Origin of the sequence: Kitasatospora sp. NPDC057936 (assembly GCF_042887525.1) — a bacterium.
Classification (GTDB): domain Bacteria; phylum Actinomycetota; class Actinomycetes; order Streptomycetales; family Streptomycetaceae; genus Kitasatospora.
Genome location: NZ_JBHVPD010000014.1, coordinates 15,210 through 38,509, shown reverse-complemented (window position 1 = coordinate 38,509; position 23,300 = coordinate 15,210). Strand labels below are relative to the sequence as shown.

13 protein-coding genes and 1 pseudogene are annotated in these 23,300 nt (G+C 70.8%); 7 read left to right on the top strand and 7 right to left on the bottom strand.

Annotated features, from left to right (window positions below; all coding sequences use genetic code 11):
• Window positions 1-87 precede the first annotated feature (87 nt).
• Window positions 88-1,569, bottom strand: a complete 1,482-nt coding sequence (locus tag ACFVU9_RS10295) for a SulP family inorganic anion transporter (protein WP_380436454.1) — start codon at window positions 1,567-1,569, stop codon at window positions 88-90.
• A gap of 781 nt (window positions 1,570-2,350) precedes the next feature.
• Here ACFVU9_RS10295 and gcl point away from each other — a divergent pair.
• Together gcl and ACFVU9_RS10285 are read left to right on the top strand one after the other, a co-directional pair.
• The gene (gcl, locus tag ACFVU9_RS10290) at window positions 2,351-4,132 is read left to right on the top strand and encodes a glyoxylate carboligase (protein ID WP_380494212.1); all 1,782 of its coding nucleotides are present in this window, start codon (window positions 2,351-2,353) and stop codon (window positions 4,130-4,132) included.
• A gap of 153 nt (window positions 4,133-4,285) precedes the next feature.
• Window positions 4,286-4,774, top strand: a complete 489-nt coding sequence (locus ACFVU9_RS10285; protein ID WP_387591881.1) for a glutathione peroxidase — start codon at window positions 4,286-4,288, stop codon at window positions 4,772-4,774.
• A 49-nt stretch (window positions 4,775-4,823) separates the two neighbouring features.
• Here the strand turns inward: ACFVU9_RS10285 and ACFVU9_RS10280 are convergent, their stop codons facing one another.
• Complete coding sequence (locus ACFVU9_RS10280) at window positions 4,824-5,747, bottom strand: LysR family transcriptional regulator (RefSeq protein WP_380436261.1); 924 nt, start codon at window positions 5,745-5,747, stop codon at window positions 4,824-4,826.
• Between the two features lie 96 nt (window positions 5,748-5,843).
• Here ACFVU9_RS10280 and ACFVU9_RS10275 point away from each other — a divergent pair, with 96 nt between their 5' ends.
• Genes ACFVU9_RS10275 through ACFVU9_RS10265 form a run of 3 tightly spaced genes read left to right on the top strand, consistent with a single transcriptional unit; the run spans window position 5,844 to window position 9,222 of the window.
• A complete protein-coding gene (locus ACFVU9_RS10275; protein WP_380436259.1) occupies window positions 5,844-6,548 on the top strand; it encodes a succinate dehydrogenase cytochrome b subunit in 705 nt (234 codons plus the stop codon).
• Window positions 6,545-8,488 (top strand): fumarate reductase/succinate dehydrogenase flavoprotein subunit, encoded by a 1,944-nt coding sequence (locus tag ACFVU9_RS10270; protein WP_387591877.1) that lies wholly within the window; start codon window positions 6,545-6,547, stop codon window positions 8,486-8,488. The genes ACFVU9_RS10275 and ACFVU9_RS10270 overlap by 4 nt, the downstream gene beginning before the upstream one ends.
• On the top strand, window positions 8,485-9,222 hold the full coding sequence (locus tag ACFVU9_RS10265; protein WP_380436255.1) for a succinate dehydrogenase/fumarate reductase iron-sulfur subunit: 738 nt from the start codon (window positions 8,485-8,487) through the stop codon (window positions 9,220-9,222). The genes ACFVU9_RS10270 and ACFVU9_RS10265 overlap by 4 nt, the downstream gene beginning before the upstream one ends.
• Window positions 9,223-9,377: 155 nt before the next feature.
• On the opposite strand, the gene ACFVU9_RS10260 is transcribed toward ACFVU9_RS10265, so the two are convergent.
• Both ACFVU9_RS10260 and ACFVU9_RS10255 read right to left on the bottom strand, forming a co-directional pair.
• Window positions 9,378-10,802, bottom strand: a complete 1,425-nt coding sequence (locus tag ACFVU9_RS10260) for an alpha/beta fold hydrolase (RefSeq protein WP_387591874.1) — start codon at window positions 10,800-10,802, stop codon at window positions 9,378-9,380.
• Window positions 10,803-10,898: 96 nt separating this feature from the next.
• On the bottom strand, window positions 10,899-11,834 hold the full coding sequence (locus ACFVU9_RS10255) for a DUF2797 domain-containing protein (protein WP_387591871.1): 936 nt from the start codon (window positions 11,832-11,834) through the stop codon (window positions 10,899-10,901).
• A gap of 252 nt (window positions 11,835-12,086) precedes the next feature.
• Between ACFVU9_RS10255 and ACFVU9_RS10250 the strand changes: the two genes are divergently transcribed.
• Window positions 12,087-13,250, top strand: a complete 1,164-nt coding sequence (locus ACFVU9_RS10250; RefSeq protein WP_387591869.1) for a hypothetical protein — start codon at window positions 12,087-12,089, stop codon at window positions 13,248-13,250.
• A gap of 30 nt (window positions 13,251-13,280) precedes the next feature.
• Here the strand turns inward: ACFVU9_RS10250 and ACFVU9_RS10245 are convergent.
• Window positions 13,281-13,724, bottom strand: a pseudogene (locus ACFVU9_RS10245) (MBL fold metallo-hydrolase); the annotation flags it as partial.
• Window positions 13,725-13,850: 126 nt separating this feature from the next.
• Between ACFVU9_RS10245 and ACFVU9_RS10240 the strand changes: the two are divergent.
• Window positions 13,851-14,486 (top strand): maleylpyruvate isomerase N-terminal domain-containing protein, encoded by a 636-nt coding sequence (locus ACFVU9_RS10240; protein ID WP_387591866.1) that lies wholly within the window; start codon window positions 13,851-13,853, stop codon window positions 14,484-14,486.
• Window positions 14,487-14,868: 382 nt separating this feature from the next.
• Here ACFVU9_RS10240 and ACFVU9_RS10235 read toward each other — a convergent pair whose 3' ends face one another.
• Together ACFVU9_RS10235 and ACFVU9_RS10230 are read right to left on the bottom strand one after the other, a co-directional pair.
• Window positions 14,869-15,297, bottom strand: coding sequence for a DUF4259 domain-containing protein (locus ACFVU9_RS10235; RefSeq protein WP_380500512.1), 429 nt, complete (start codon window positions 15,295-15,297; stop codon window positions 14,869-14,871).
• An 888-nt stretch (window positions 15,298-16,185) separates the two neighbouring features.
• The gene (locus ACFVU9_RS10230; RefSeq protein ID WP_387591863.1) at window positions 16,186-23,139 is read right to left on the bottom strand and encodes an RHS repeat-associated core domain-containing protein; all 6,954 of its coding nucleotides are present in this window, start codon (window positions 23,137-23,139) and stop codon (window positions 16,186-16,188) included.
• Window positions 23,140-23,300 lie beyond the last annotated feature (161 nt).

Here is a 23,300-nt window from a genome sequence, read left to right as displayed (position 1 = left end):
TGTAACGGTGTTGGCGCGGCCGGTGGGGTCGCACCGGCACCGCCTGGGGGACCGCGACCAGGCTAACCAGACGTCAGCCGGCGGCCGTCACACCACCATCGGCAGCGGCGGTTCGACGGCCAGCGGCGCCGAGCTGCGCGCCCGGTGCTGCGCGGCCCAGGACGCGAGCGCCACCGTGCAGGCGTGGTCCAGGTGCCGCAGGCCGGACCAGTCCAGCTCCACCGGGCGGTCGGCCGGCAGCCGCTCCAGCGCGTCGAGCAGCCGCGGCAGCCGCAGGAACGTCGCGTTGCCGCTCAGCCGCACCCGCTGCAGCGCCTCGCCCGAGGGCAGCCGCTCCTCCTCCACCCGGATCTGCAGGTGCGAGGTCTGCCACGCGGACTTCACCACCGCCAGCCCGACGCCGATCAACACCCCCTCGAACAGGTCGGTGACGACGATCGAGCCCGCCGTCACCGCGAGCACCACCGCCTCGCCCCGGTGCTCCCGGCACAGCGCCGCGATCCGCCGCACCGGGACGAGCTTCGCGCCCGCGTGCACGAGGACGGCGGCGAGCGCGGTGAGCGGGACGAGCCCGAGCACGCCGGGGAGCAGGGCGGTGAACAGCAGCAGCCAGACGCCGTGCAGGGTGCGCGAGGCCTTGCTGCGGGCGCCGGCCTGGACGTTGGTGGCGCTGCGCACGATGACGGCGGTCATCGGCAGCGCGCCGAGCAGTCCGCACACCGTGTTGCCGATGCCCTGCGCGGTGAGTTCGCGGTCGTAGTCGGTGCGCGGGCCGTGGTGCATCCGGTCGACGGCGGCGGCGCTGAACAACGTCTCGGCGGAGGCGATGAGGGTGAAGGCGACGACGGTGCCGAGGCCCGCGCCGCCGGCCAGTTCGCCGAGGGTGACGCGGTCGGGCAGGTGGACGACGTCGAGCAGGCCGGCGACGCGGACCCGGGCCACCGGCAGGTCGGCGGCCGCGGTCACGGCGGCGGCGAGCCCGACGGCGGCCAGCGGGGCGGGCACGCCGCGGGCGACCCGCTCCGGCAGGTGCTTCCAGAGGACGAGCACCAGCAGGGTGGCCACGCCGAGCGCGACGGCGCTCGGGTTCGCGGCGCCGGTGAGGGCGTCGCGCAGCAGGGCGGGCAGGCCGGCGATCTTCTCCGGGCCGGTGGCCGGGGCCCGGCGGTCGGCGAGCGCGTACAGCTGGCCGGAGAGCAGGGTGAGCCCGATGCCGGCGAGCATGCCGTGCACGACGGACGCGGACATGGCGCGGAACCAGCGGCCGAGCCGCAGGGCGCCCATGGCCAGCTGGAGCAGTCCGGCGCCGAGGACGAGCAGGCCGAGCGCGTGCGGGCCGAAGCGATGGACGGCGTCGTAGACGAGGACGGTGAGCCCGGCGGCCGGCCCGCTGACCTGGAGGCTGCTGCCGGGCAGCAGCCCGACCACCAGGCCGCCGACGATGCCGGTCACCAGGCCGAGCTCGGCCGGGACACCGGAGGCGACGGCCACCCCGACACACAGCGGCAGGGCGACGAGGAAGACGACGATCGAGGCGGGCAGGTCGTAGCGCCACGGGACGGTGCGCAGGAGTCCGGTGAGCGAACCCCGGGGCCGGCCCGGGGGCGCGGTGCGGCGGGGGCGGCCCGGCGGGCCCTTGCGGCGGTGGGGCGGACGGCTCACCCGGTCACCGCCGGGCGACGGACGGGGTTTCGGCGCATGGGTACGTTCCTTCCGCGCGCCCGCCGGCGGCGGGCACGCTGCTCCGGGGCGGGCGGGGAAGCGTGCGGGTCGGCATGCGGGGAGGCATGCGGGAAGCGTGCGGATCGGCATGCGGGGAGGCATGCGGGGACACATGCGCGGACGACACATGCGCAGACACATGCGAGGAAGCGTGCGACGGGACGTGCGGGCGCGAGGGGCACGGTACGAAGGGCAGGGCCTGCGGTACGGCCGGCGCTTGCGGATGCGCGCGGTGCTAGCGGGTGCGGGCGGGAAGAAGGGCCGCACGACGGGGGCGACAGTGGGTGGCCCGGCGTGGCTCCGACGGTACCCAGGGGTGCGGGGCGGGCCAACCTCGCACACGGCCCCTTCACCCGGGCTGCACACCGGGTCCGCTTTCCGGGCCGGAACGCACGGCTCCCCGGGCACACTTGCACGACAGCCGTCCGCGTGTACGAACGAGGCCTGCCCACCACGGATCCCACAGGCCACACCCTGGGTGAACGTCCACAATCTGTTGAATCTCCCCTTGACGCCCCGACAGGCTCCGTCCTACCTTTTCTTCCACATACAGAAACCGTTCTTCCGTATGGTGGAATTCTGGAGATGAGCCCTCCGAGCCACTGCGGGCCGACGCAGGAGAAACCCGATGCCTCGTATGACAGCCGCCCGCGCGGCCGTGGAGATCCTCAAGCTCGAAGGCGTTGAGGTCGCGTTCGGCGTGCCGGGCGCAGCCATCAACCCGTTCTACGCCGCCCTCAAGGCCTCCGGCGGGATCAGGCACACGCTCGCCCGTCACGTCGAGGGCGCCTCCCACATGGCCGAGGGCTACACCCGCGCCAAGGCCGGCAACATCGGCGTGTGCATCGGCACCTCGGGCCCGGCCGGCACCGACATGATCACCGGCCTGTACTCGGCGATCGCCGACTCGATCCCGATCCTGTGCATCACCGGCCAGGCCCCGGTCGCCCGCCTGCACAAGGAGGACTTCCAGGCCGTCGACATCGCCTCGATCGCCAAGCCGGTCACCAAGGCGGCGACCACCGTCCTGGAGGCCGCCCAGGTCCCCGGCGTCTTCCAGCAGGCCTTCCACCTGATGCGCTCCGGCCGTCCGGGCCCGGTCCTGATCGACCTGCCGATCGACGTCCAGCTGACCGAGATCGACTTCGACCCGGAGGCCTACCAGCCGCTGCCGGTCTACAAGCCGACCGCGAACCGGATCCAGATCGAGAAGGCCATCGCGCTCCTCCAGGAGTCCGAGCGCCCGCTGATCGTCGCCGGCGGCGGCGTCATCAACGCCGACGCCTCAGAGCTGCTGCTGGAGTTCGCCGAGCTGACCGGCGTCCCGGTGATCCCGACCCTGATGGGCTGGGGCATCGTCCCGGACGACCACGAGCTGAACGCCGGCATGGTCGGCCTGCAGACCTCGCACCGCTACGGCAACGAGAACTTCCTCGCCTCCGACTTCGTCCTCGGCATCGGCAACCGCTGGGCCAACCGCCACACCGGCGGCCTGGACGTCTACACCGCGGGCCGCAAGTTCGTCCACGTCGACGTCGAGCCCACCCAGATCGGCAAGATCTTCGCCCCCGACCTCGGCATCGCCTCCGACGCCAAGGCCGCACTGGAGCTGTTCGTCACGGTGGCCAAGGAGCTCAAGGCCGCCGGGCGGCTGAAGGACCGCGGCGAGTGGGCCGCCGCCACCCAGGCCCGCAAGGCCCAGCTGCAGCGCCGCACCCACTTCGACAACGTGCCGCTCAAGCCGCAGCGCGTCTACGAGGAGATGAACAAGGCCTTCGGCCCGGAGACCCGCTACGTCACCACCATCGGCCTGTCCCAGATCGCCGGCGCGCAGATGCTGCACGTCTACAAGCCGCGCCACTGGATCAACTGCGGCCAGGCCGGCCCGCTCGGTTGGACCATCCCGGCCGCGCTCGGCGTCGCGACCGCCGACCCCGAGGGCCAGATCGTCGCCCTGTCCGGCGACTACGACTTCCAGTTCATGATCGAGGAGCTGGCGGTCGGTGCCCAGCACCGCATCCCCTACGTCCACGTCCTGGTGAACAACTCCTACCTGGGCCTGATCCGCCAGGCGCAGCGGAACTTCGACATCGACTTCCAGGTCAAGCTGGAGTTCGAGAACATCAACGCGCCGGAGCTGGGCGTCTACGGCGTCGACCACGTCAAGGTCGCCGAGGGCCTGGGCTGCAAGGCGATCCGGGTCACCGAGCCGGAGGGCCTGCTGCCGGCCTTCGAGGAGGCCAAGAAGCTGGCCGCCGAGTTCCGCGTCCCGGTCGTCGTCGAGGCGATCCTGGAGCGGGTCACCAACATCTCGATGAGCGGCAACGACATCGACAAGGTCAACGAGTTCGAGGAGCTCGCGACCCTGCCCGAGCACGCGCCGACCGCCATCAAGCCGCTCGCGGTCTGAGGCGGCGCACGGACCCGCAGCGTGGGGGCGGACGTGCCGCTCAGTGCGCCCCCACGCTCGCGGAACACCGGCGGCGCCGTCGTGGTTGAGCCTTCCGGGAGCGCTACCGTAACCCGGGAGTCCGACCCCACCGACCTGCCGAAAGGGACCACCGTGAGCCTGTACGACATTCCGCTGCGCACGCTGTCCGGCGAGGCCACCTCGCTCGCCGACTACAAGGGCAAGGCGCTGCTGATCGTCAACGTCGCCTCCAAGTGCGGTCTGACCCCGCAGTACGCGGGCCTGGAGCGGCTCCAGGAGCGCTACGCCGCGCGCGGGTTCAGCGTGCTGGGCTTCCCCTGCAACCAGTTCGCCGGGCAGGAGCCGGGCAGCGCCGAGGAGATCGAGACGTTCTGCTCGACGACGTACGGCGTCACCTTCCCGCTGTTCGAGAAGATCGAGGTGAACGGTGACGACCGGCACCCGCTGTACGCCACGCTGGTCGGGACGGCGGACGCCGAGGGCGAGGCCGGCGACGTCAAGTGGAACTTCGAGAAGTTCCTGATCACCCCGGACGGCTCGGTGGCCGCCCGGATCCGCCCGGCCACCGACCCGGAGTCGGACGAGGTCGTCGCCGCGATCGAGGCCGTGCTGCCGGCCTGATCGCCGCACTGCCACGAGAAAGGCCCGGGGCACGCGCCCCGGGCCTTTCTCATAGCAACAGCCGTGTACCCGGCGGCAGTTCGCCGTCCCGGGCGGCGTCGCGCAGGTGCGCCAGCAGGGTCTCGCGCAGCGCGTCGGCGGCGCGCGTGAGCGGCACCTCGTGGCCGTGCGCGACGGCGATCGTGCGCCCCAGGCCCGGTCCCGCGAACGGGGTCACCCCGAGCCCCGAGCGGGCCGCCACCATGCCGGGCACCACCGCGGGCCCGAGCCCGGCCCGGACGAAGCCGAGCACCGCGTCCATCTCCCCGCCCTCCACCGCGAACTCCGGCTCGAACCCCGCCGCCCGGCAGGCCGCCAGGGTCGCCTCGCGCACGTCGTAGCCCTCGCGGAACATCACCAGCGGCCGCCCGCGCAGCTCCGTCACCCGCACCGTGCGCCGGGCCCGCTTCGGGAGGGCGGACACCAGCACCAGCTCCTCGTGCAGCAGTTCGGTGACGTCCAGGGCCGGCGCCGCCTCCCCGCTCGCGGGGGTGATCACCAGCGCGAGGTCCAGCTCCCCCGCCGCCAGCCAGCGGACGAGGTCGCGCGAACCGCCCTCGCGCACCGCCAGCGCCACCCCCGGGTAGCGGTCCCGGAACACCCGCAGGACGTCCGGCACCAGGCTCGTGCACAGGCTCGGCGGCGCCCCCAGCCGCACCCGGCCGCGGCGCAGCTGGACCGTCTCCTGCACGGCGAGCCGCGCGCTCTCGGTGTCCGCGAGGATGCGCCGCGCCAGCGGCAGCAGTGCGTCCCCCGCGTCGGTGAGAGCGATCCGGCCGCGCGTTCGGTGGAACAGCTCGGCGCCCAACTCCCGCTCCAGTGCCCGGATCTGCTGCGAGAGGGACGGCTGCGCCACGTGTGCCGCCTCGGCCGCGCGCGTGAAGTGGCGGGTCTCGGCGACGGCCAGGAAGTAGCGGAGTTGCTGGAGCTGCACACGGCCAGGATAGGCCTCCTTGATAGTGGCTGCCTATCGTCACGAGCCGCTTCATGTCTTGGACGCACCCTTGCGGCCGTCCCTACCGTGGCTGCCATGACAACCGCGACTCGGACGGCCCGGCACCCGTCCACCCTGGCGACCCTCTGGCGGTCGACCGTCGGCAAGAAGGCGGTCATGGCCGTCAGCGGACTGGCCATGCTGCTGTACCTGGTCGCGCACATGCTGGGGAACCTCAAGGTGTTCTTCGGCCCCGACGACCTCAACGGCTACGCGCACTGGCTGCGCACCATCGGCGAACCGTTCCTGCGCTACGAGTGGTTCCTCTGGATCGCCCGCTCCGGCCTGCTGGCCGCCGTCGTCCTGCACGGGGTCGCCGCCTACCAGCTGAGCCGGCGCGACCTCGCCGCCCGGCCGAGCAAGTACGTGCACCAGCGCCGCCGCGCGAGCTACGCGACCCGCACGATGCGCTGGGGCGGGGTGATCCTCGCGCTGTTCATCGTGTGGCACGTCCTCGACCTGACGACGCTCACCGTGAACCCCGTCGCCGAGCACGGCCACCCGTACCAGAACATCGTCGCCACCTTCGGCCGCTGGTACAGCGACGTGATCTACATCGTCGCGATGCTCGCCGTCGGCCTGCACGTCCGGCACGGGTTCTGGAGCGCCGCGCAGACCCTCGGCGCCAACAACGCCCGCCGGGACCGGGCGCTGAAGCTGGCCGCCAACGGCCTCGCCCTGATCCTCACCGCGGGCTTCCTGTCCGTCCCCGTGGCCGTGATGACCGGAGTCGTGAAATGAGCTACGCGTCCTACACCGTCGGCGAGCCGATCGCCGACACCAAGGCGCCCGCCGGGCCGATCGAACAGCGCTGGGACCAGCGCCGGTTCGACGCCAAGCTGGTCAACCCGGCCAACCGCCGCAAGCACACGGTGATCGTCGTCGGCACCGGCCTGGCCGGCGGCGCGGCCGGCGCCACCCTCGCCGAACAGGGCTACCACGTCGTCCAGTTCTGCTTCCAGGACTCCCCGCGACGCGCCCACTCGATCGCCGCCCAGGGCGGCATCAACGCGGCCAAGAACTACCGCAACGACGGCGACTCCGTCCGCCGGCTGTTCTACGACACCGTCAAGGGCGGCGACTTCCGCGCCCGCGAGTCCAACGTGCACCGGCTGGCCCAGGTCTCGGTGGAGATCATCGACCAGTGCGTGGCCCAGGGCGTCCCGTTCGCCCGCGAGTACGGCGGCCTGCTCGACACCCGCTCCTTCGGCGGCGTCCAGGTCTCCCGCACCTTCTACGCCCGCGGCCAGACCGGCCAGCAGCTGCTGCTCGGCGCCTACCAGGCGCTCTCCCGGCAGATCGCCGCCGGCAACGTCGAGATGCACGCGCGCACCGAGATGCTCGACCTCGTCGTCGTCGACGGACGCGCCCGCGGCATCGTCGCCCGCGACCTCGTCACCGGCGAGATCCGCACCCACACCGCCGACGCCGTCGTGCTCGCCAGCGGCGGCTACGGCAACGTCTTCTACCTCTCCACCAACGCCAAGAACTCCAACGCCACCGCGATCTGGCGGGCCCACCGCCGCGGCGCCCTCTTCGCCAACCCGTGCTTCACCCAGATCCACCCCACCTGCATCCCGCGCTCGGGCGACCACCAGTCCAAGCTCACCCTGATGAGCGAGTCGCTGCGCAACGACGGCCGGATCTGGGTGCCCAAGGCGCGCGGCGACCAGCGGCCGCCGGCCGAGATACCCGAGGACGAACGCGACTACTACTTGGAGCGCATCTACCCCGCCTTCGGCAACCTCGTCCCGCGCGACATCGCCTCCCGCGCCGCCAAGAACGTCTGCGACGAGGGCCGCGGCGTCGGCCCCGGCGGCCAGGGCGTCTACCTCGACTTCGCCGACGCCGTCCGCCGGATGGGCCGGGACGCCGTCGAGGCGAAGTACGGCAACCTCTTCGACATGTACGAGCGGATCACCGCCGAGGACCCGTACCGGGTGCCGATGCGGATCTACCCCGCGATCCACTACACGATGGGCGGGCTCTGGGTCGACTACGACCTCCAGACCACCGTGCCCGGCCTGTTCGCGATCGGCGAGGCCAACTTCTCCGACCACGGCGCCAACCGGCTCGGCGCCAGCGCCCTCATGCAGGGCCTCGCCGACGGCTACTTCGTCCTGCCGCCCACCCTCAACGACTACCTGGCCCGGGAGAAGCTGCCGGCCGTCCCCGCCGACCACCCCGCCGTCACCGAGGCGGAGGCCGAGGTCGGGGACCGGCTGGGCCTCATCCTCGCCGTCGACGGCGACCGCACCCCCGACTCCTTCCACCGCGAACTCGGCGAACTCCTGTGGGACGAGTGCGGCATGGCCCGCGACGAGGCCGGGCTGCGCCGGGCCCTGGAGCGGATCCCGCGGCTGCGCGAGGAGTTCTGGCACCGCATCAAGGTGCCCGGCACCGGCCGGGAGCTCAACCAGTCGCTGGAGAAGGCCAACCGGCTCGTCGACTACTTCGAGCTCGCCGAACTCATGTGCCTGGACGCCCTGCACCGGGCCGAGTCCTGCGGCGGCCACTTCCGCACCGAGAGCCAGACCCCGGACGGCGAGGCCGCCCGCCGCGACGAGGACTACACCTACGCCGCCGCCTGGGAGTTCACCGGCACCGGCACCGCGCCCGTCCTCCACCGCGAGGCGCTCGACTTCGAGTACGTCCACCCCACCCAGCGGAGCTACGCATGAACCTCACCCTGCGCATCTGGCGCCAGGCGGGCCCGGACACCCCCGGCGCGATGACCACCTACGAGGTCGGCGGGATCAGCCCGGACATGTCCTTCCTGGAGATGCTCGACACCCTCAACGAGGAGCTCATCACCCGCGGCGACCAGCCCGTCGCCTTCGACCACGACTGCCGCGAGGGCATCTGCGGCGCCTGCGGCATGGTCATCAACGGGCAGGCCCACGGCCCGGAACGAACCACCACCTGCCAGCTGCACATGCGGCACTTCACCGACGGCGACACCATCGACGTCGAGCCCTGGCGGGCCTCCGCCTTCCCGGTGGTCAAGGACCTCGTCGTGGACCGCTCGGCCTTCGACCGGATCATCGGCTCCGGCGGCTACGTCACCGCCCCCACCGGCAGCGCCCCCGACGCGCACGCCACGCCCGTCCCCAAGGAGGCCGCCGACACCGCCTTCGAGCACGCCGAGTGCATCGGCTGCGGCGCCTGCGTGGCCGCCTGCCCGAACGGCTCGGCGATGCTCTTCACGTCCGCCAAGGTCGTCCACCTCAACGTGCTCCCCCAGGGCGCGCCGGAGCGCTCCTCCCGGGTGCGGAACATGGTCGCCGCCATGGACGCCGAGGGCTTCGGCGGGTGCACCAACACCGGCGAGTGCGCCACCGCCTGCCCCAAGGGCATCCCGCTCCCCAGCATCGCCGCGATGAACCGCGAGTTCCTGAAGGCCGCGCGCGGCTGAACTGCCCCCTCCCCTTCGGCCTCCCGTGCGTGCGCGGGAGGCCGAAGCGCGTGCCGGACGCGTCTGCGGCGTCCAGCGGGGCGCGCGGGGCGTCCGCGCGCTCCCCGATGGAGTGGTGGATCGTCAGGACCGGTGCTGCTGCGCGGATTTTCGCGCTACCGTGGTCCTCCGCTACGGAAGGACGGCATATGCCCGAGGTTCAGTCCTGTTCCGGTTGCGGCGGGTCCGGGGGGACCCAGAAGACCGAGGCCACGGTCGAACTGGACGAGGAAGGAAGCATGGTGCCGAGGATCCACACCTTCTGGTCGCCATGCGGTCGGTGCCACGGATCCGGGACGGTGATCGTCGGATGAGGTTGGTCTTCGAATGCGTCGAGTGCGGTGGGCACTACCTGCCGCCCGAGAGCCTGGCGTACCCCGACGGGCCCGCGTCCCCGATCTGGTGCTCGCGCTGCCAGACGGCCAAGCGGGCGGCCGGGGTCCGCGAGGACCCGCTGCTCGCGCGGATGGCGCTGGCCGCCGCCCGCGCCGCGGCGGCCCGGCGCGCGGCGGACACCGAACCGCCCGCGCGCACCGACGTCCGCCCGTCGCGGCCACCGCTCTCGCGCCGGTCCCGCTCCGGGCCGGGCGGGGTGCGCGGGCGGCTGGGCTGAGCCCCCGCCGCCGTCCGGCCGTCGAGAGGAACTCACGGAGCAGCGCCGCGATGGTGTCCGGGGCGTCCTCGGGGCTGTAGTGGCCCACGCCCGCCGGCTCGACGGTCCGCCCGCGCGGGAACGCCTCCGCGAACAGCGGCAGGAAGTGCCGCGCCCCCAGTGTCCGGTCCGCGCCGCCCCAGACGGCGAGCGCGGGCACGGCGGCGAGCGCGGCGCGGGCCTCGTCGCCCGGCGTCTCGAACACGTGGGCCCCGGTCGCGAAGCCCTTCGCCCAGCCGAGCGCGCCGGCCGCCTCCGCACGGGTGGGGAACGGCGAGGCGTACGCGCGCAGCCAGGTGTCGGTGATCAGCGCGTTGTTCTCGAAGCCGTTGAGCTTCAGGGTGCTGAGGATCGTGTAGCCGAGTTCGCCGAGGACGGCGTCCAGGCTGCCGTCCGCGTGCGCGCGGGCGATCCAGCGGAACCACGGGGACTCGGCCGCGTTGGCCATCAGCGCGTCCGGGAGCCTGGGCCGGCCGAAGGGCGTCGGCCCGTTGAGGCTGACCACCCCGGCGACGAGTCCCGGGCGCCGGGCGGCCAGGCCCATGCCGACCGGCCCGCCGAAGTCGTGCAGCACGAGGGTGAGTTCGCGCAGGCCGAGGTCGTCGACGAGGGCCACCAGGTTGTCGACGTGGTCCTGCAGGCGGTACGTCCGGCCGGCCGGCGTCTCGCTCTTGCCGAAGCCCATGTGGTCCGGGACCACCACCCGGTGGGTGGGCGCGAAGCGGCGGACCAGGTCGCGGAAGAGGTAGCCCCAGGTGGGTTCGCCGTGCAGGCAGAGCAGGACGGGGCCGTCGCCCTCGTCGACGTGGTGCATCCGGAAGCCCGGGGCGGTGCTGAAGTGCGGCCGGTACGGGAAGGTGCCGTCGAAGGTCTCGTGGGCGGCGATCATCGCGGGGTGCTCACTCCGTGCTGGTAGCAGGTTGAAACCACCGAGGGCGAGGCCAGACCTCGTGGTTTCATTAAGCAACCACAATGGTGGGCGGGTTCAGAACAGCGCTTCCTGGGTGTCCGGCTCCGGCGGGCGGACGCGCTCCGCGAGCGCGACGCCGGCGGTGGCGCGGCCCGTGACGGCGGTGAGCGTCCAGCCGGTGAGCAGCCGGGTGTCGAGCAGCAGCGGGTCGGCGCCGTCGGCCTGGTCGAGGAAGAGGTGCCGGCCGACCGGCGCCCGCAGCGTGCCCGCGAGGACGGCGCCGTGCACGAGCCCGTCGACGTGCCGGTAGCTCTCCGGGGCGCCGCCGGCCAGGCCGAAGCGCTCGACGTGGTCGGTCACCGGGCGGTCCGCGAGCAGCTCCAGGGCGTGGCCGCGCAGGAGCCCGTGCGCCTGCGCCCGGGCGTCGGAGAGCACGGCCCGACGGTGCGGCACGTCGCCGTGCGACCACCAGCGGTCCGTCTTGGCGCGGCTCTTGAACCGCTCGCGCGCCAGGCCCGAGGCGGCGACGGTGAGTTCGGCGCGACGGATCGCCGGGAGACCGCCGCGCGCGGTGAACGCGTAGGCGAGTGCGCCCTGTTCGAGGAGCCGGCTGTCGCCGCGCTGCTCGGCGGTCAGGCCCACCTTGAGCAGGCCGTCGCCGAACCAGGCCAGGTAGAGCAGGTACGTGCGGCCGTCGTCGAGGATCTGGTCGCGGGCGAGGGCGAGGCCGCGGTCGACGCTCTGGCACGCCGGGCACTGGACGGCGCCGCCGCCCGGATCGATCTCCGCGTGGTGCGGACACGGCGTGCGCTCGGTGGCACCGGCCAGCCAGGCCCCGGTGCACCGGCGCGGGCCGCCGAGCAGCCAGCCGACCTCCGTCCCGGCCCCGACGACGCGCTCGTGCACCCGCGGACCGCACACGGCACCGAGCCGCGGCCGGCCCTCGTGCCAGCTCAGGCCGGTGGAGATCCAGCCGGCAGGCCGGTCGGGGTGCTGCGGTGCGATCGTCACGGGGCTCCTCTCGGCCGGAACGAGTCCGGGCGGAGCCGGTCTCGGTCGGAACCAGTGAGGCTACCCGCCACCACCGACAGCGGGCACGGCCGGTACAGCGCCCGCGCCGCGTCACCCGGGCGCCCGGCATTCGGCGGACACCGGCGGGCGGGCCGAGGGGTGCATGCCTAGCGTGACGTCCTGGGGGCGATCCGAGCACTTCCGCGGGTCGGGACGGACCGTCCCGGGCCCGCCCTCCAGGAGGCACCGCACATGAGACTTCGGGCTTGTTCGAGCGCGCTGGTGAGCGCCGCGCTGACCCTCGGCCTGACCGCCGCCGCGACCCCGGCCGGGGCAGGGGCAGGGGCCGGGACCGCGACCCCGCCCGTGGCCGCCGAGCCGCGGCCGTTCCTCGACCGGCTGAACACCGTGTCCCTCGTCGGGTCCACCGTGCCCGCCAACGGCGACGTGAACCCGTACGGCACGTTCACGATCCGGGAGAGCGTCGGCGACCTGCGCCGGGGCAACGTCCTGATCAGCAACTTCAACAACTCGGTGAACCTGCCGGCGGGCCAGCAGGGCCGGGGCACCACCCTGGTCCAGGTCGCCCCGGACGGCGCCCTGACCACGTTCGCCACGATCGACCCGAACAACCTGCCGGGACCGTGCGACGGCGGGGTCGGCCTCACCACGGCGCTGACCGTCCTGCCCGGCGGCTGGGTGGTCGTCGGCAGCCTCCCCACCTCGGACGGCACGTCCACCACCGCCAAGGCCGGGTGCCTGCTGGTGCTCGACAAGCACGGGACGGTCCGCGAGACGATCGCCGGGCACGGCATCAACGGCCCCTGGGACATGACCGCCGTCAGCCTCGGCAAGCGCAGCGAGCTGTTCGTCACCAACGTGCTCAACGGGACGGTCGACGGCAACGGCGCGGAGGTCGACGAGGGCACCGTCCTGCGGATCACCCTGTGCGCCGAGGGCGACCAGCCGCCCGCCCCGGTGGCCTTCACCGAGATCGGCTCGGGCTTCCCCGAGCGGACGGACCCGGCGGCCCTGGTCGTCGGCCCGACCGGGGTCGGCCTGCACGACGGCACGCTCTACGTCGCGGACACCGTGCTGAGCCGGATCACGGCCATCCCCGACGCGCTCACCCGCAAGAACAGCGCGGGCATCGGACGGGTCATCACCTCGGGCGGCAGCCTCAACGCCCCACTGGGCATGGCCCTCACGCCCAGGGGCGACATCCTCACGGTCAACGGCGGGGACGGCAACATCGTCGAGACCACCCGGAGCGGACGGCAGGTGGCGACCAAGACGATCAACAACGAGGGCACCCCGCCCGGCGCGGGCGCGCTCTTCGGCCTCGACCTGGACCTGGACCACGACGCGGTCTACTTCGTCAACAACGCCGACAACGTCCTCGACGTCCTGCACTAGGCCCTCTCTCTCCCGTCAGGCCGTCGCACCCGGCAGGCCGGCCACCCCCACCGCGTCCAGCAGCGGGCCGCCCGTGAAGGCGGCGAGGGGGCGGCCGTGCCGGGTGAGGACGTACGAGGTGTGGTGCGGTGTGTGGCCGGGCGTCGCGACGGCGCGCAGGGCCAGGCCGTGGTCGGGGTCGAGGTCGAACTCGTCGCCGTCGTGCACCAGGACGCGCCGGTAGGACACCGCCGCGTCGGCGGGCACGAGGTAGTGCGCGCCGGTGAGCAGCGCGAGTTCGGGCCCGCCGGTGGCGTGGTCGTCGTGCACGTGTGTCTCGGCGACGTACGCGATCGGGACGCACCGGCGGGCGGCCGCGGCGAGGACCCGGCCGACGTCGGCCGGCGGGTCGACGGCCACCGCCCCGCCGGGCCCGCCCGCCAGGTAGCCGTGACCGCCCGGCGCCTCGCTCTCAAGGATGTCGACGAAGTACACGCACCCTCCTCACGGATGTACCCCGGATTTACCCCTGGGGGTATCGGGCCGGATCCTAGCAGACGTACCCCCAGGGGTATCGCAGGCGCGCGGTGGGCCGGGGCCGGGACCGTTAGCATCACGATCATGACCGAGACCCCCACCCCGGACAACCTCGCCACCGCCCTCCGCCTCGCCGCCGACACCCTGCGCGGCGCCCCCGCGGACGCCGACTGGTCCCGCCCCGCCGGCACGCTCGGCTGGTCCTGCTGGGAGACCGTCGAACACCTCGCGGACGACCTCCTCGCCTACGCCGCTCAACTCGGCCCCGCCCGGCCGCCGCGGGACCGCTACGTCCCGTTCGTCTCGACGCGCGAGGCCCCGGGGGCGCCGAACAGCTTCGTCCGCGCCGAGCCCGGGGCCGGCACGGCCGGGCTCGTCGAAGTGCTGGAGGCCAGCGGCGGACTGATGGTCGCCATCGCCCGCACCGCCTCACCCGACGCGCGCGCCTACCACCCCTGGGGCCTCGCCGACCCGACCGGCTTCGTGGCGATGAGCCTGGTGGAGCTCCTGGTGCACCTGCACGACGTCACCCAGGGCCTGGACCTCCCGTGGAACCCCCCGGCCGACATCTGCCGCCGCACCCTCACCCGCCTCTTCCCCGACATCCCCACCGTCGACGCCGCCCCCTGGCCCATCCTCCTCTGGGCCACCGGCCGAGCCCCACTCCCCGGCCACCCCCAACGCACAACCTGGCGCTGGCACGCCGACGTCCCCGCCTGACCACCCGGCCCGCAGGAAGTCGCCCCCGCCGACTTCCTGCGCTGTTTACCCAAGAACAGGGAGAAACCCCCGGCATCCGGCATACGACGGCCCAAGAACCATTAGCAGACCGTAGATCATCCTCCGAGACCCACCGCCTCGGCTCGGAGCGAAGCAGGTGAGCGACGATCTACCGGTCCGTCAACATCCGTGGAAGTACATTGCCGTCCGGGCCCGTTGCCGTCATCGACTGCCTCCAGTCACCCAGAAGCCCCGTTGAAGTCAAATTCAACGGGGCTTCTTATTCATCCCATCGGGACTAGATCGGATTGCAGTCGATGCCTTCTGGAATGCTTTCCATCAGCGCCAATGAGCAATCAGGCCCAACGATCGAGACATTGAGCTAGTAAGCGCCACTCTCCAGAACCGAATCAAGCTCGCGAAGGAGCCTTTCGACGTGCCCACGCCACTCGTCGCCGCGATCCACGTCGATCCACAGGCCATAAACCTCGGAATCATCCGCCAAGGTTCTGGGGAGGATTGAGAGAGCCAGCCGAAGTAGGGCCTCGGGAATCCTAGGGATCAAACCTTTAAGCTCCATCTTTTCCAAGGATTCGTCACTCGCTCCACTCCGGGCAGCGATAATTGCAGCCGCAGCTACCGCCGCCTCTGCGAGATCCCTTTCAAGATATTCACCAGGCTCCACTTCTGCCACCAAGGAGAGCGCCTCTCCTAGCAGGGAGAGCGCCTCATCGCTCTCCGCACCCCGAATCTCGTCACAGAGATCCATGGCATAGTCGTTCTCAAACGGCCCAGTTCCCGAGGCACTCATTCACTCTTCCTTTCCACTCCACTGACCCAAGAAGTCGCGGGCGGCCTGCAGATATTCCTGACGGCGCTTGTTGTCCATCTTGATCGCTCACTGATTTGCCAGAATTGGCGTGAACCAGTTCTCAGCCATTTCCTCTAGTCCCCGACGGGCCGCGCGACTGTCAGTCCGATAGAGAACGACCCCAGTTAGCCGTGGATAATCCCGGGCATGAGTAGCGAGTCGGGATCGAAGGTCCGTTGCCATGCCCGCCCGCTGCACCACGCCGCTCTCCGAAACCAGGACATAGATTCCGCCTCGCGCATTCGGGTCGCCAATCGGCTGATGGTCTTTACTGAGAAGCCCCGGCGTGTCTTCACCGCAGTTGTGCACCAGGACCAGCGCGGTCCCCGCGGGCACGTAGTACGCGTGGAGCAGGTTGACGGTGAGGTTGCGAGTGGCAATGTGGGTGGTTGCGGCCGGCCACTGGACGGTATGGCGCCGCCGGACTGGCGGAGCTGCTCGCCGGGGGTGATTTCAGCCCTTCAGGCCGCCAGACTCTCCACACGCGAGAGCCCCAGGTCTCAAACCTGGGGCTCTCGCGCCGAACTACCACTCAGTCGGACTCATCCGAGAAATCGCTCACCAAGCCCATGCGCCGCCATCACGCACCCCCATGGGCTCTTCCCCGGATCTCGATAGCACGCTCCCTAGCTGCCTCAGACTCTGCCTGTGCACGTCTCCGATCCGCATCGAAAAGAAGCACACCAGAGAGCTCTTCCAGGACATCAGCCATTCGTTCCCACCATGCCGCGAATTCCTCCGACTCCTCAGAGCCCGATGGTCGGGCAGAACGAACCTCGCGCAACTTGCGCAAGACTTCCTTCAATCCTTCCGGTAGAGAACTCATGACTATCCATTTCCGCCGATAACCTGGAGGAACCTCTTGCATGCAGGGCATGGGCCGATCAATTCCCCATGCTCTAGCAATGGGAATGAATTCCCTCGACCGCCACCACCGATTTTTACAGACTGGAAGGTTGAACCCGCAAGCGGAATGCCATTCGCCTCGAACTTAATGGCGCATCCCACCTCTCCACAGCCCCCGTGATGGGCCGAATCGGCGACCGCTCTCGCGGTCTTCTCCGGCATAGTGCCCGTACGAGTGTCAACAGCATAGGACATATCCGTATGCTGGCCATCTGCAGAGATTATCTTCGTCGCCACATTTGGCCGATCTGCGGGCGGAATATTCAACGCCGCGTCCGCAAAATCAAGCAGGTCCTCGTCCGCTTCACCACAGTTGTGGACGAGGACCGGCGTGGTCCCCGCCAGCACATAGTACGTGTGTAGGAAGTTGACGGTGAGGTTGTGGGTGGTGACGGCGTAGGGGTAGTTGCGGACGGCCTGAATGGTGAGGGTGGCGCCGTTTGGCTGGCGGAGATGCTCCCCCGGGGTGAGGTCGCCGGCGTCGACCCACTGCTGGCGGGTCTCGCTCCAGTAGGGGTGGTGGTGGGTCGATGTGATCTTCGACTGCTGATCAGCGGGCGGGCCGCGCGGGGCCCTGTCGTCGGCGAGGGTGAGGTCGGTGAAGTCCTTGTCGTCGGGGGTAGTGATGGTGGCGGTGACGGGTTCGGGGTGGGTCTCGCCGGTCTGGGGGTCTGTCGCCATGACGACGTCACCGTCGTGGATGTCCTCGATGGACTTGAGCGAGCCGTCGCCCATCAGCACCTTGGTGCCGGTGGGGAAGCTGTTGCGGACGAGGGAGCAGCTGGAGCCGGCTGATTCTTCGGCTTCCTTGGCTACTGCTTTGCTCTCGGTTCCTGCTGCGTCTGTCGCTACTTCCTTTGCTGCTTTTTCCTCTGCGGCCTTGACTGCTGCTGCTTCGGCTGCGCGAGCCTCAGCCGCCGCTGTTCGGGCGGTGACTACAGCCGCCTCGGCCTCCTTGGCGACGCGTTCGCCGGCCTTGATGGCGTCGTAGGCCTTGCCGATCTCCTTGTAGATCTTGAAGGCCTGGATGCCGATCTTGATGGCCTTGAAGATCTTGCCCCAGGGAACGGCGTTGAGAGCGGTGTTGATGCAGGCCATCACGTCGCCCTTGGTGAAGCAGTCTCGGGCGTCGTTGAAGCCGATCAGTTCGCCGACAAGGTCAACGACCTTGTGGACGATCTCGTCGCGCTTGTGCTTGGCCTGGTTGACCGCGTCGTCGGCGTTCTGCTTCGCCTTCACCGCGGCCTGTTCCGCCGCGGTGGGCGGCGGGGTCGGGGTTGCGGCGATGACCGGGCTGTAGGTGAAGACGGCGTCGACGGTGCGACCGGTGCTGGCCACCGTGTCCGCGTGGTTGTTGGCGCACTCGGCCGGGGTGTCACAGGCGACCTTCAGCCCGTTGGCGTCGGCCTTGTTGATCGGGCTGTTGTTGGCGTACGCGTAGGCGTTCCACTGCTGCGGGTCGCCGGCGTCGGTGACGGGGTCGGGGCTGATGAAGCGGCCCGTTCTCGGGTCGTACTCGCGCGCGCCGAGGAGGGTGAAGCCGGTGGCCTTCTCCTTGGTCCCGCCGACGAATCCCCTGTCGCCGGCCCAGACACCGTCGCCGGGCTGGGCGCCGCGTTCATTTCCGAACGGGTCGGTGGGACGGCGGACCTGAGCGAGGTTGTAGGCGTCGAGCTGGATGCCGTTGGTGCCGTGGGGATCTGCAGACTGATAGGCCAGCGTGGACTGGCCGTTGACCACGGAGCGGGTGATGGACAGGCCGTTGGGAGCGCCGTAACTGCGGACGTCGGTGACGGCCCCACTCGCGGTGTCCAGGGTTAGCTGGTCGGCTCCGAGGTTGAGTGTCGTCTTACCCGGGTCTCGCCGAATCAGCTGGTTTCCTGCGAGGTCGTACAGGTAGCTGGTGGCTCCGCTCTGGCCTGTGCCAGTGATCTGGTCGGGCTTGCCCTGGGCGTTCCAGGTCAGGTTCCTCGTACCGGGGGTGTCGGTGATCGAGGTGGTGTTGCCGGCGGCGTCATAGGTGTACGACGTCACGGCGGCTCCGGCCGGACCGGTCCGGGTGGACTTCAGCAGGGCGTGCGGGCCGCCGGTGCCGCCGCCCGTCTTCGGGTCGGTGGACGGGGTGTTGGGACCGGTGCCGAAGCCCTGGGTGGTGGTGACGTCCTTGCTGGCGTCCCCGGTGATGTCCTTCTGCACCGCCTTCGTGCGGTTGCCGATCAGGTCGTATTCGTACTGCTGCCAGTACGGCGCTGGTCCGCCGATGCTCGGCTTGCCGCCGTCTGTTGTCGGCCCGTTGGTGTTGGTGCAGGATCCGACGCCGGGGACGCTGGGCTGGGGTGCGGTCGTCTGGCTGCCGGTGTCGGTCCAGGCCTGGGTGAGCCGGCCGAGGTAGTCGTGGTTGAAGCACTGCAGGTCGGCGACCTGGCCGTCCTGCGCGTCGCGTGCCGAGGTGACCTGGCCGAGCGGGTTGTAGGTGTAGTCGACGGCGTCGACGCTCGCGGTGGGCGCGTTCTCCTTGTCGAGGATCGAGCGGGTGACGCGGCCGGTGGCGTTGTCGACGACAGTGGTGGCGACCACGTGAGCCCCGGGGCCACCAAGGGTCGTGCGGATCGGCCTGCCGTACACGTCGTAGCGGACGTCTGCCACGAGGGTGGTGGACGGGTTGAATCCGAAGGCGCTGCTGAGGGAGCCGAGCTGGCCCACGGTGTCCGTGGTGAAGGTCAGCGTTTCGCGGCCCATGCCGGCCACCGCCGGCATGACCGTGCTCGCCAGCCGGCCTGCCTCGTCGTAGGTGTTGTCGGTCTGGTAGGTGCCCGCGAGTCCGCCCTCGGCCGCGGGGATGGTGGTCTTGGCGCCGAGCTCGCGGTAGCCGCCGTCGTAGCCGGCGATCTCCGATGTGTAGGCGGCCCCGTTGGCTCCGCCGACGTAGCGGGTAGAGGAAGTCGGCTTGCCGAGGGCCAGCGTGTCGTAGGTCCAGCTCGCGACCTGCTTGGCCGGGTCGGTCGACGTGCCTTCGTAGGCCGCGACACTGCGTCCGAGCAGGTCGGAGACGGTGGTGGCGCTGAGGCCCCGGGAGTCGGTGACGGTGGCGAGGTTCCTACTGTCGTCGTACGCGGTGGTGCCGGTGCCCGAGTCCGGGTCCGTCGACTTCACCGGACGGCCGAGCAGGTCGTACTCGTAGGTCCAGAGGTTGCCGGCCGCGTCCTTGCGCCAGGCCTCCTTGCCGGCCGGCGTGTAGCCGTAGGTCGTCTCGTCGTACGGGCCGGTCGGGGTGTTCGCCTTGTACTGGCGTAGGGCGACCGTGTTGCCCCTGGCGTCCTTGATGGTGGCGGAGGCGTAACCGCCTGCCGGCGGGGTGGTGCGGACGTCGTCGGCGCCGAGGATGTCGGTGTGAGAACGCCACTGCTCGATGCCGTACGACTGGAAGACCGAGTCGGTGACCCTCCCCATGCCGTCGTAGGTCTGGACGGTCTGCGCGGGGACCTTGCTGTCCGGCTGGACTCCGCCGTTGGGCAGGAAGAGCTGCGCGCTGGGACTTGTGTCGTCGTTGTAGTAGGCGGCGCTGGACTTGGTCTGCCAGCCGTGGGAGTCGAACCGAGCCTCGGTGATCATTCGGCCAGTCGCGCCCGAAGGGACACTCGCCTGGGTCTGGCGCACGCGGCCGAGGCCGTCGTAGATCGTGTAGCTGGAGGTGTAGGTCGGGGTCGGGTCGGAGAGGGTGCTGCCCATCAGCGCCTGGGTGAGCACGTAGGAGGGCGCGTTGGTGCTGTTGACCGAGTAGGAGAACTTCCGGTTCGGGTTGTTCGGGTTCTTGCCGCGGTCGTTGCCCGGGCTCCAGCCAGCGACCGAGCGGCCGAGGGCGTCGAAGTCCTGCTCGCTGACCCTCCCGTTCTCGTCCGTGATCTTGAGCGGGGAGCCGCGGCCGACGTCGAGGATGCTGACGCTCTGCCAGCCCATAGGGTTGGTGTGGGTGACCTGGGTCGGCAGCTGTCCGGTGGGCGGGGAGTAGTCCGTCCTGGTCTCGGCGCCCGTCCGGTGGGTGGCGTCCGTCCGGGTCGGGTCGACGGTGCTGACGATCCGGCCGTAGGCGTCGAAGCGCGCCCGGGCGGTGGTGCGGTAGACCGGTTGGCCGGAGTCGTCGTAACGCTCCAGCACCTCGGTCGCGGTCTGCTCCGACGTGGCACCGGTCTGGCCGAACGGCAGGTTGTCGAAGTACGACCGGGTGTCGGCGACCGTGTTCTCCTTCATCGCGGTCTGGCCGCAGGCGCCCTTGAGGACCAGGGTGCGCGAGGCCAGCTGGGTCAGCGCGCCGTTCGGGCCAGCGGCGTACGTGAAGGAGGTGCAGAGCAGTTGTTCGGGGTGGGACAGGTCGCCGTTGTCGTAGACCGCCGTCGGCCGGGCGTAGACCGTGCCGTCGTACTGGGTGGAGCGCTCGCTGGTGCGCCAGCCGTTGGCCAGCTTGTCGCGGTTGGTCACCTTGGCGGCGTTGACGGCGCGGGCGGTAACCGGCGGCATGCCGCCCTGCTGGCTACGGGTGGCTGTCACGGGGCCGATCCACGGGTCGGAGACCACGGTGGAGACTGCGCTGCCGTTCTCCGCGTCATAGTTGACGGTGTCGCGGATGTAGCCGGCGAGGACGTTGTCGTCGGTGATGCTCCCGCCGTTCACGTCGGTCACAGTCACCTGGCGCTTGTCGGTGCCATTCGCGAGGACGTCGCCGTCCATGCCGCGGAGGAAGGTGGAGACCGTCTTGGTGCGCGGCGCCTCAACAAAGCTGCCGTTGCCGGTGAGCGTCGTGACGGTGGCGTAGCCGCGGAACTGGTCCCAGGTGCGGGTCTTGGGGTCGGCCAGGGCGGAGTCGTTGCGGTGCCAGGCCGTTCCTCCGCCGTAAACGTAGGTGGCGACGACCGGGACCTGGTCGGTCACCACGTCCTGCTGGGTCACGGACTGGACAATGATCTTGTTGAACCAGTCGTTGGCCGGGTCCAGTTTCTGCTGCCCCGGCATGTACCACTTGACCGGCATGCAGGCCATCGTGTTGCCGTCCTCGGAGGACGGCATCTTGCCGCCGGCCTCGCGCGAGCACTCGGCGGGTTGGTAGACGACGTTGATGAAGCCGCCGGTCTCGGTGGTGATCTGCTCGATCCGCGGGCGCTTGAACGGTTCGACGGACATGGCCGTTCCGTCCGGCCAGACGACCTGGCCCGGGACGCGGTTGGCAATGGCACGCGGTTTGAAGGAGACCGGCGGGACCGGGATCTTCGTCCGGCCGTTGGCGGCGGTGCGCTGGATGGAACCCAGCCACAGCGAGGGCGAGGTGCCGTCCTCCGAAGGCGGGAACGACTGGTTCAGGGCGTAGGAGTCCACGGGTCGGTAGGCGGAACCGTCCCAGACCTCGGTGTCGATCAGTGACAGCCGCTTGGTGGTCCAGAAGGTGGGCGAGCCGATGGAGCAGTCGCCGGCCGCGTCACAGGTCTGGTCGACCGGGGTGTCGGCCCAGCCCTGCGGCTTCGCCTTGCGCAGGGACGGGTCGCAGTTGGTCGTCGCGTCGGCGAAGCAGCGCTCGGCCGTGCGGAACCACACCTGGGCGGCCGGGTTGGCCTTGCCCTTGGCGGTGATCTGGTCCGGAAGGCGCTGGCCGTAGCCGGCCCAGACCGGGTAGCTGGCGCGCTGGTACTGGGCCCGGGGGCCGTTGCCGTTGTTCTGACCGCCGCCCTGGACGTAGTAGTTCTGCTCTTGCTCGTACCGGTAGGTAATCAGGTTCTGGTGCGGGTCGACGACGTAGTCGAGCGACCACTGCCAGCCCATCTGGGACCAGGAGTTGGTGGCGGGCGAGCCGTCCTTGAGGCAGGGGTCCTGTCCGCCCGGCCAGTAGATCGGCACGGTGGAGACGGAGTTGGCGGCCTGGTCGGTGCCGTCCCCGCCTGGCAGGCGGTTGGCACCGAAGTAGAACTGGGTGCCGTCGAGGGTGGTGACCCTCCAAGCCTCGCCGTTCCAGGCGCCGTTGTTCTGACCGGTCAGGCGCTCGACCTTGGTGCCGTCCTCACCCTGGAGGTGCCACTCGCAGGACTTGTCGTCCTTGACCAGCTGGCCGGCGTGCCCGGCGAGCGACAGTTGGAGCAGGTCACCGCCCCAGCACTGGTCGCCCGAGTTCTGGACACTAGCGTCCTTGCACGCCTTGTAGCCCCGGACGATGGAGCCGGGGTGCCACTCCCAGCCCTCACCGATCCAGGACGGCTGGGCGTTGGTCGAGGCGGTCTTGCCGTCCACGGAGGACGAGTCGTAGCCGAGCGAGACGCTGGGTGCGGCGCCGGCGATCGCGGAAGGCAGCTCGACGGTGTAGCCGTAGGTGAAGTTCCCGGCGTTGGCGCCGGCCTGCCAGGCCGCAGAGGGGGTGATCGGGGACGCGGTGAAGTCACCGGTGCTGCCCTTGGAGCTCGCCTCGACCGCGAGCGCCACGGCGGGCGCGGCCGAGGCCTGCGGGCTGGCGAAGGCGCTGGCGGCAAGGGACTTGGTCACCGTCCCGGTCGCCTGCGGGACCTCGACCTCCGCGACCAGGCGGCCGGTGGACTCGTCACGGTGGGACGGAACCGGGGTGCGCGTGGTGCAGCCGGGGGCACCGGGCGTGGTCAGAGCGCAGCCGGGCAGTTGGACGATCCTGGCACGGGACGCCCAGTTCGCACCGGCATTCTGCGCCCAGGACTGAGTGTCCACACCGACCTCAACGCGGCCGGGAACCGCCCCCTCGCCGGTGTCCGTCAGGACGACGAGCGCACCGTTGACTCCGGCGGACCTGGCCGTTCCCTGATCGGCGACCTCGACCTGGACGCTTGCCGCGCCGTCCTTGGCCGGGGCGAGCGGAACGGCCCTGGACACGGGCTTCGCACCCTGTGCCGTGGCGATCCAGACAGGCAACGATCCCGCCTGAACCGATCCATCTGTAGCGGTAGGTGATGCTGACTCGGCCACTTCGGTCTGCGCGGACATCGCTCGGGTTCCGGCACTGCCGAGTACCGCGACGGCTCTGCCGGCGGGCG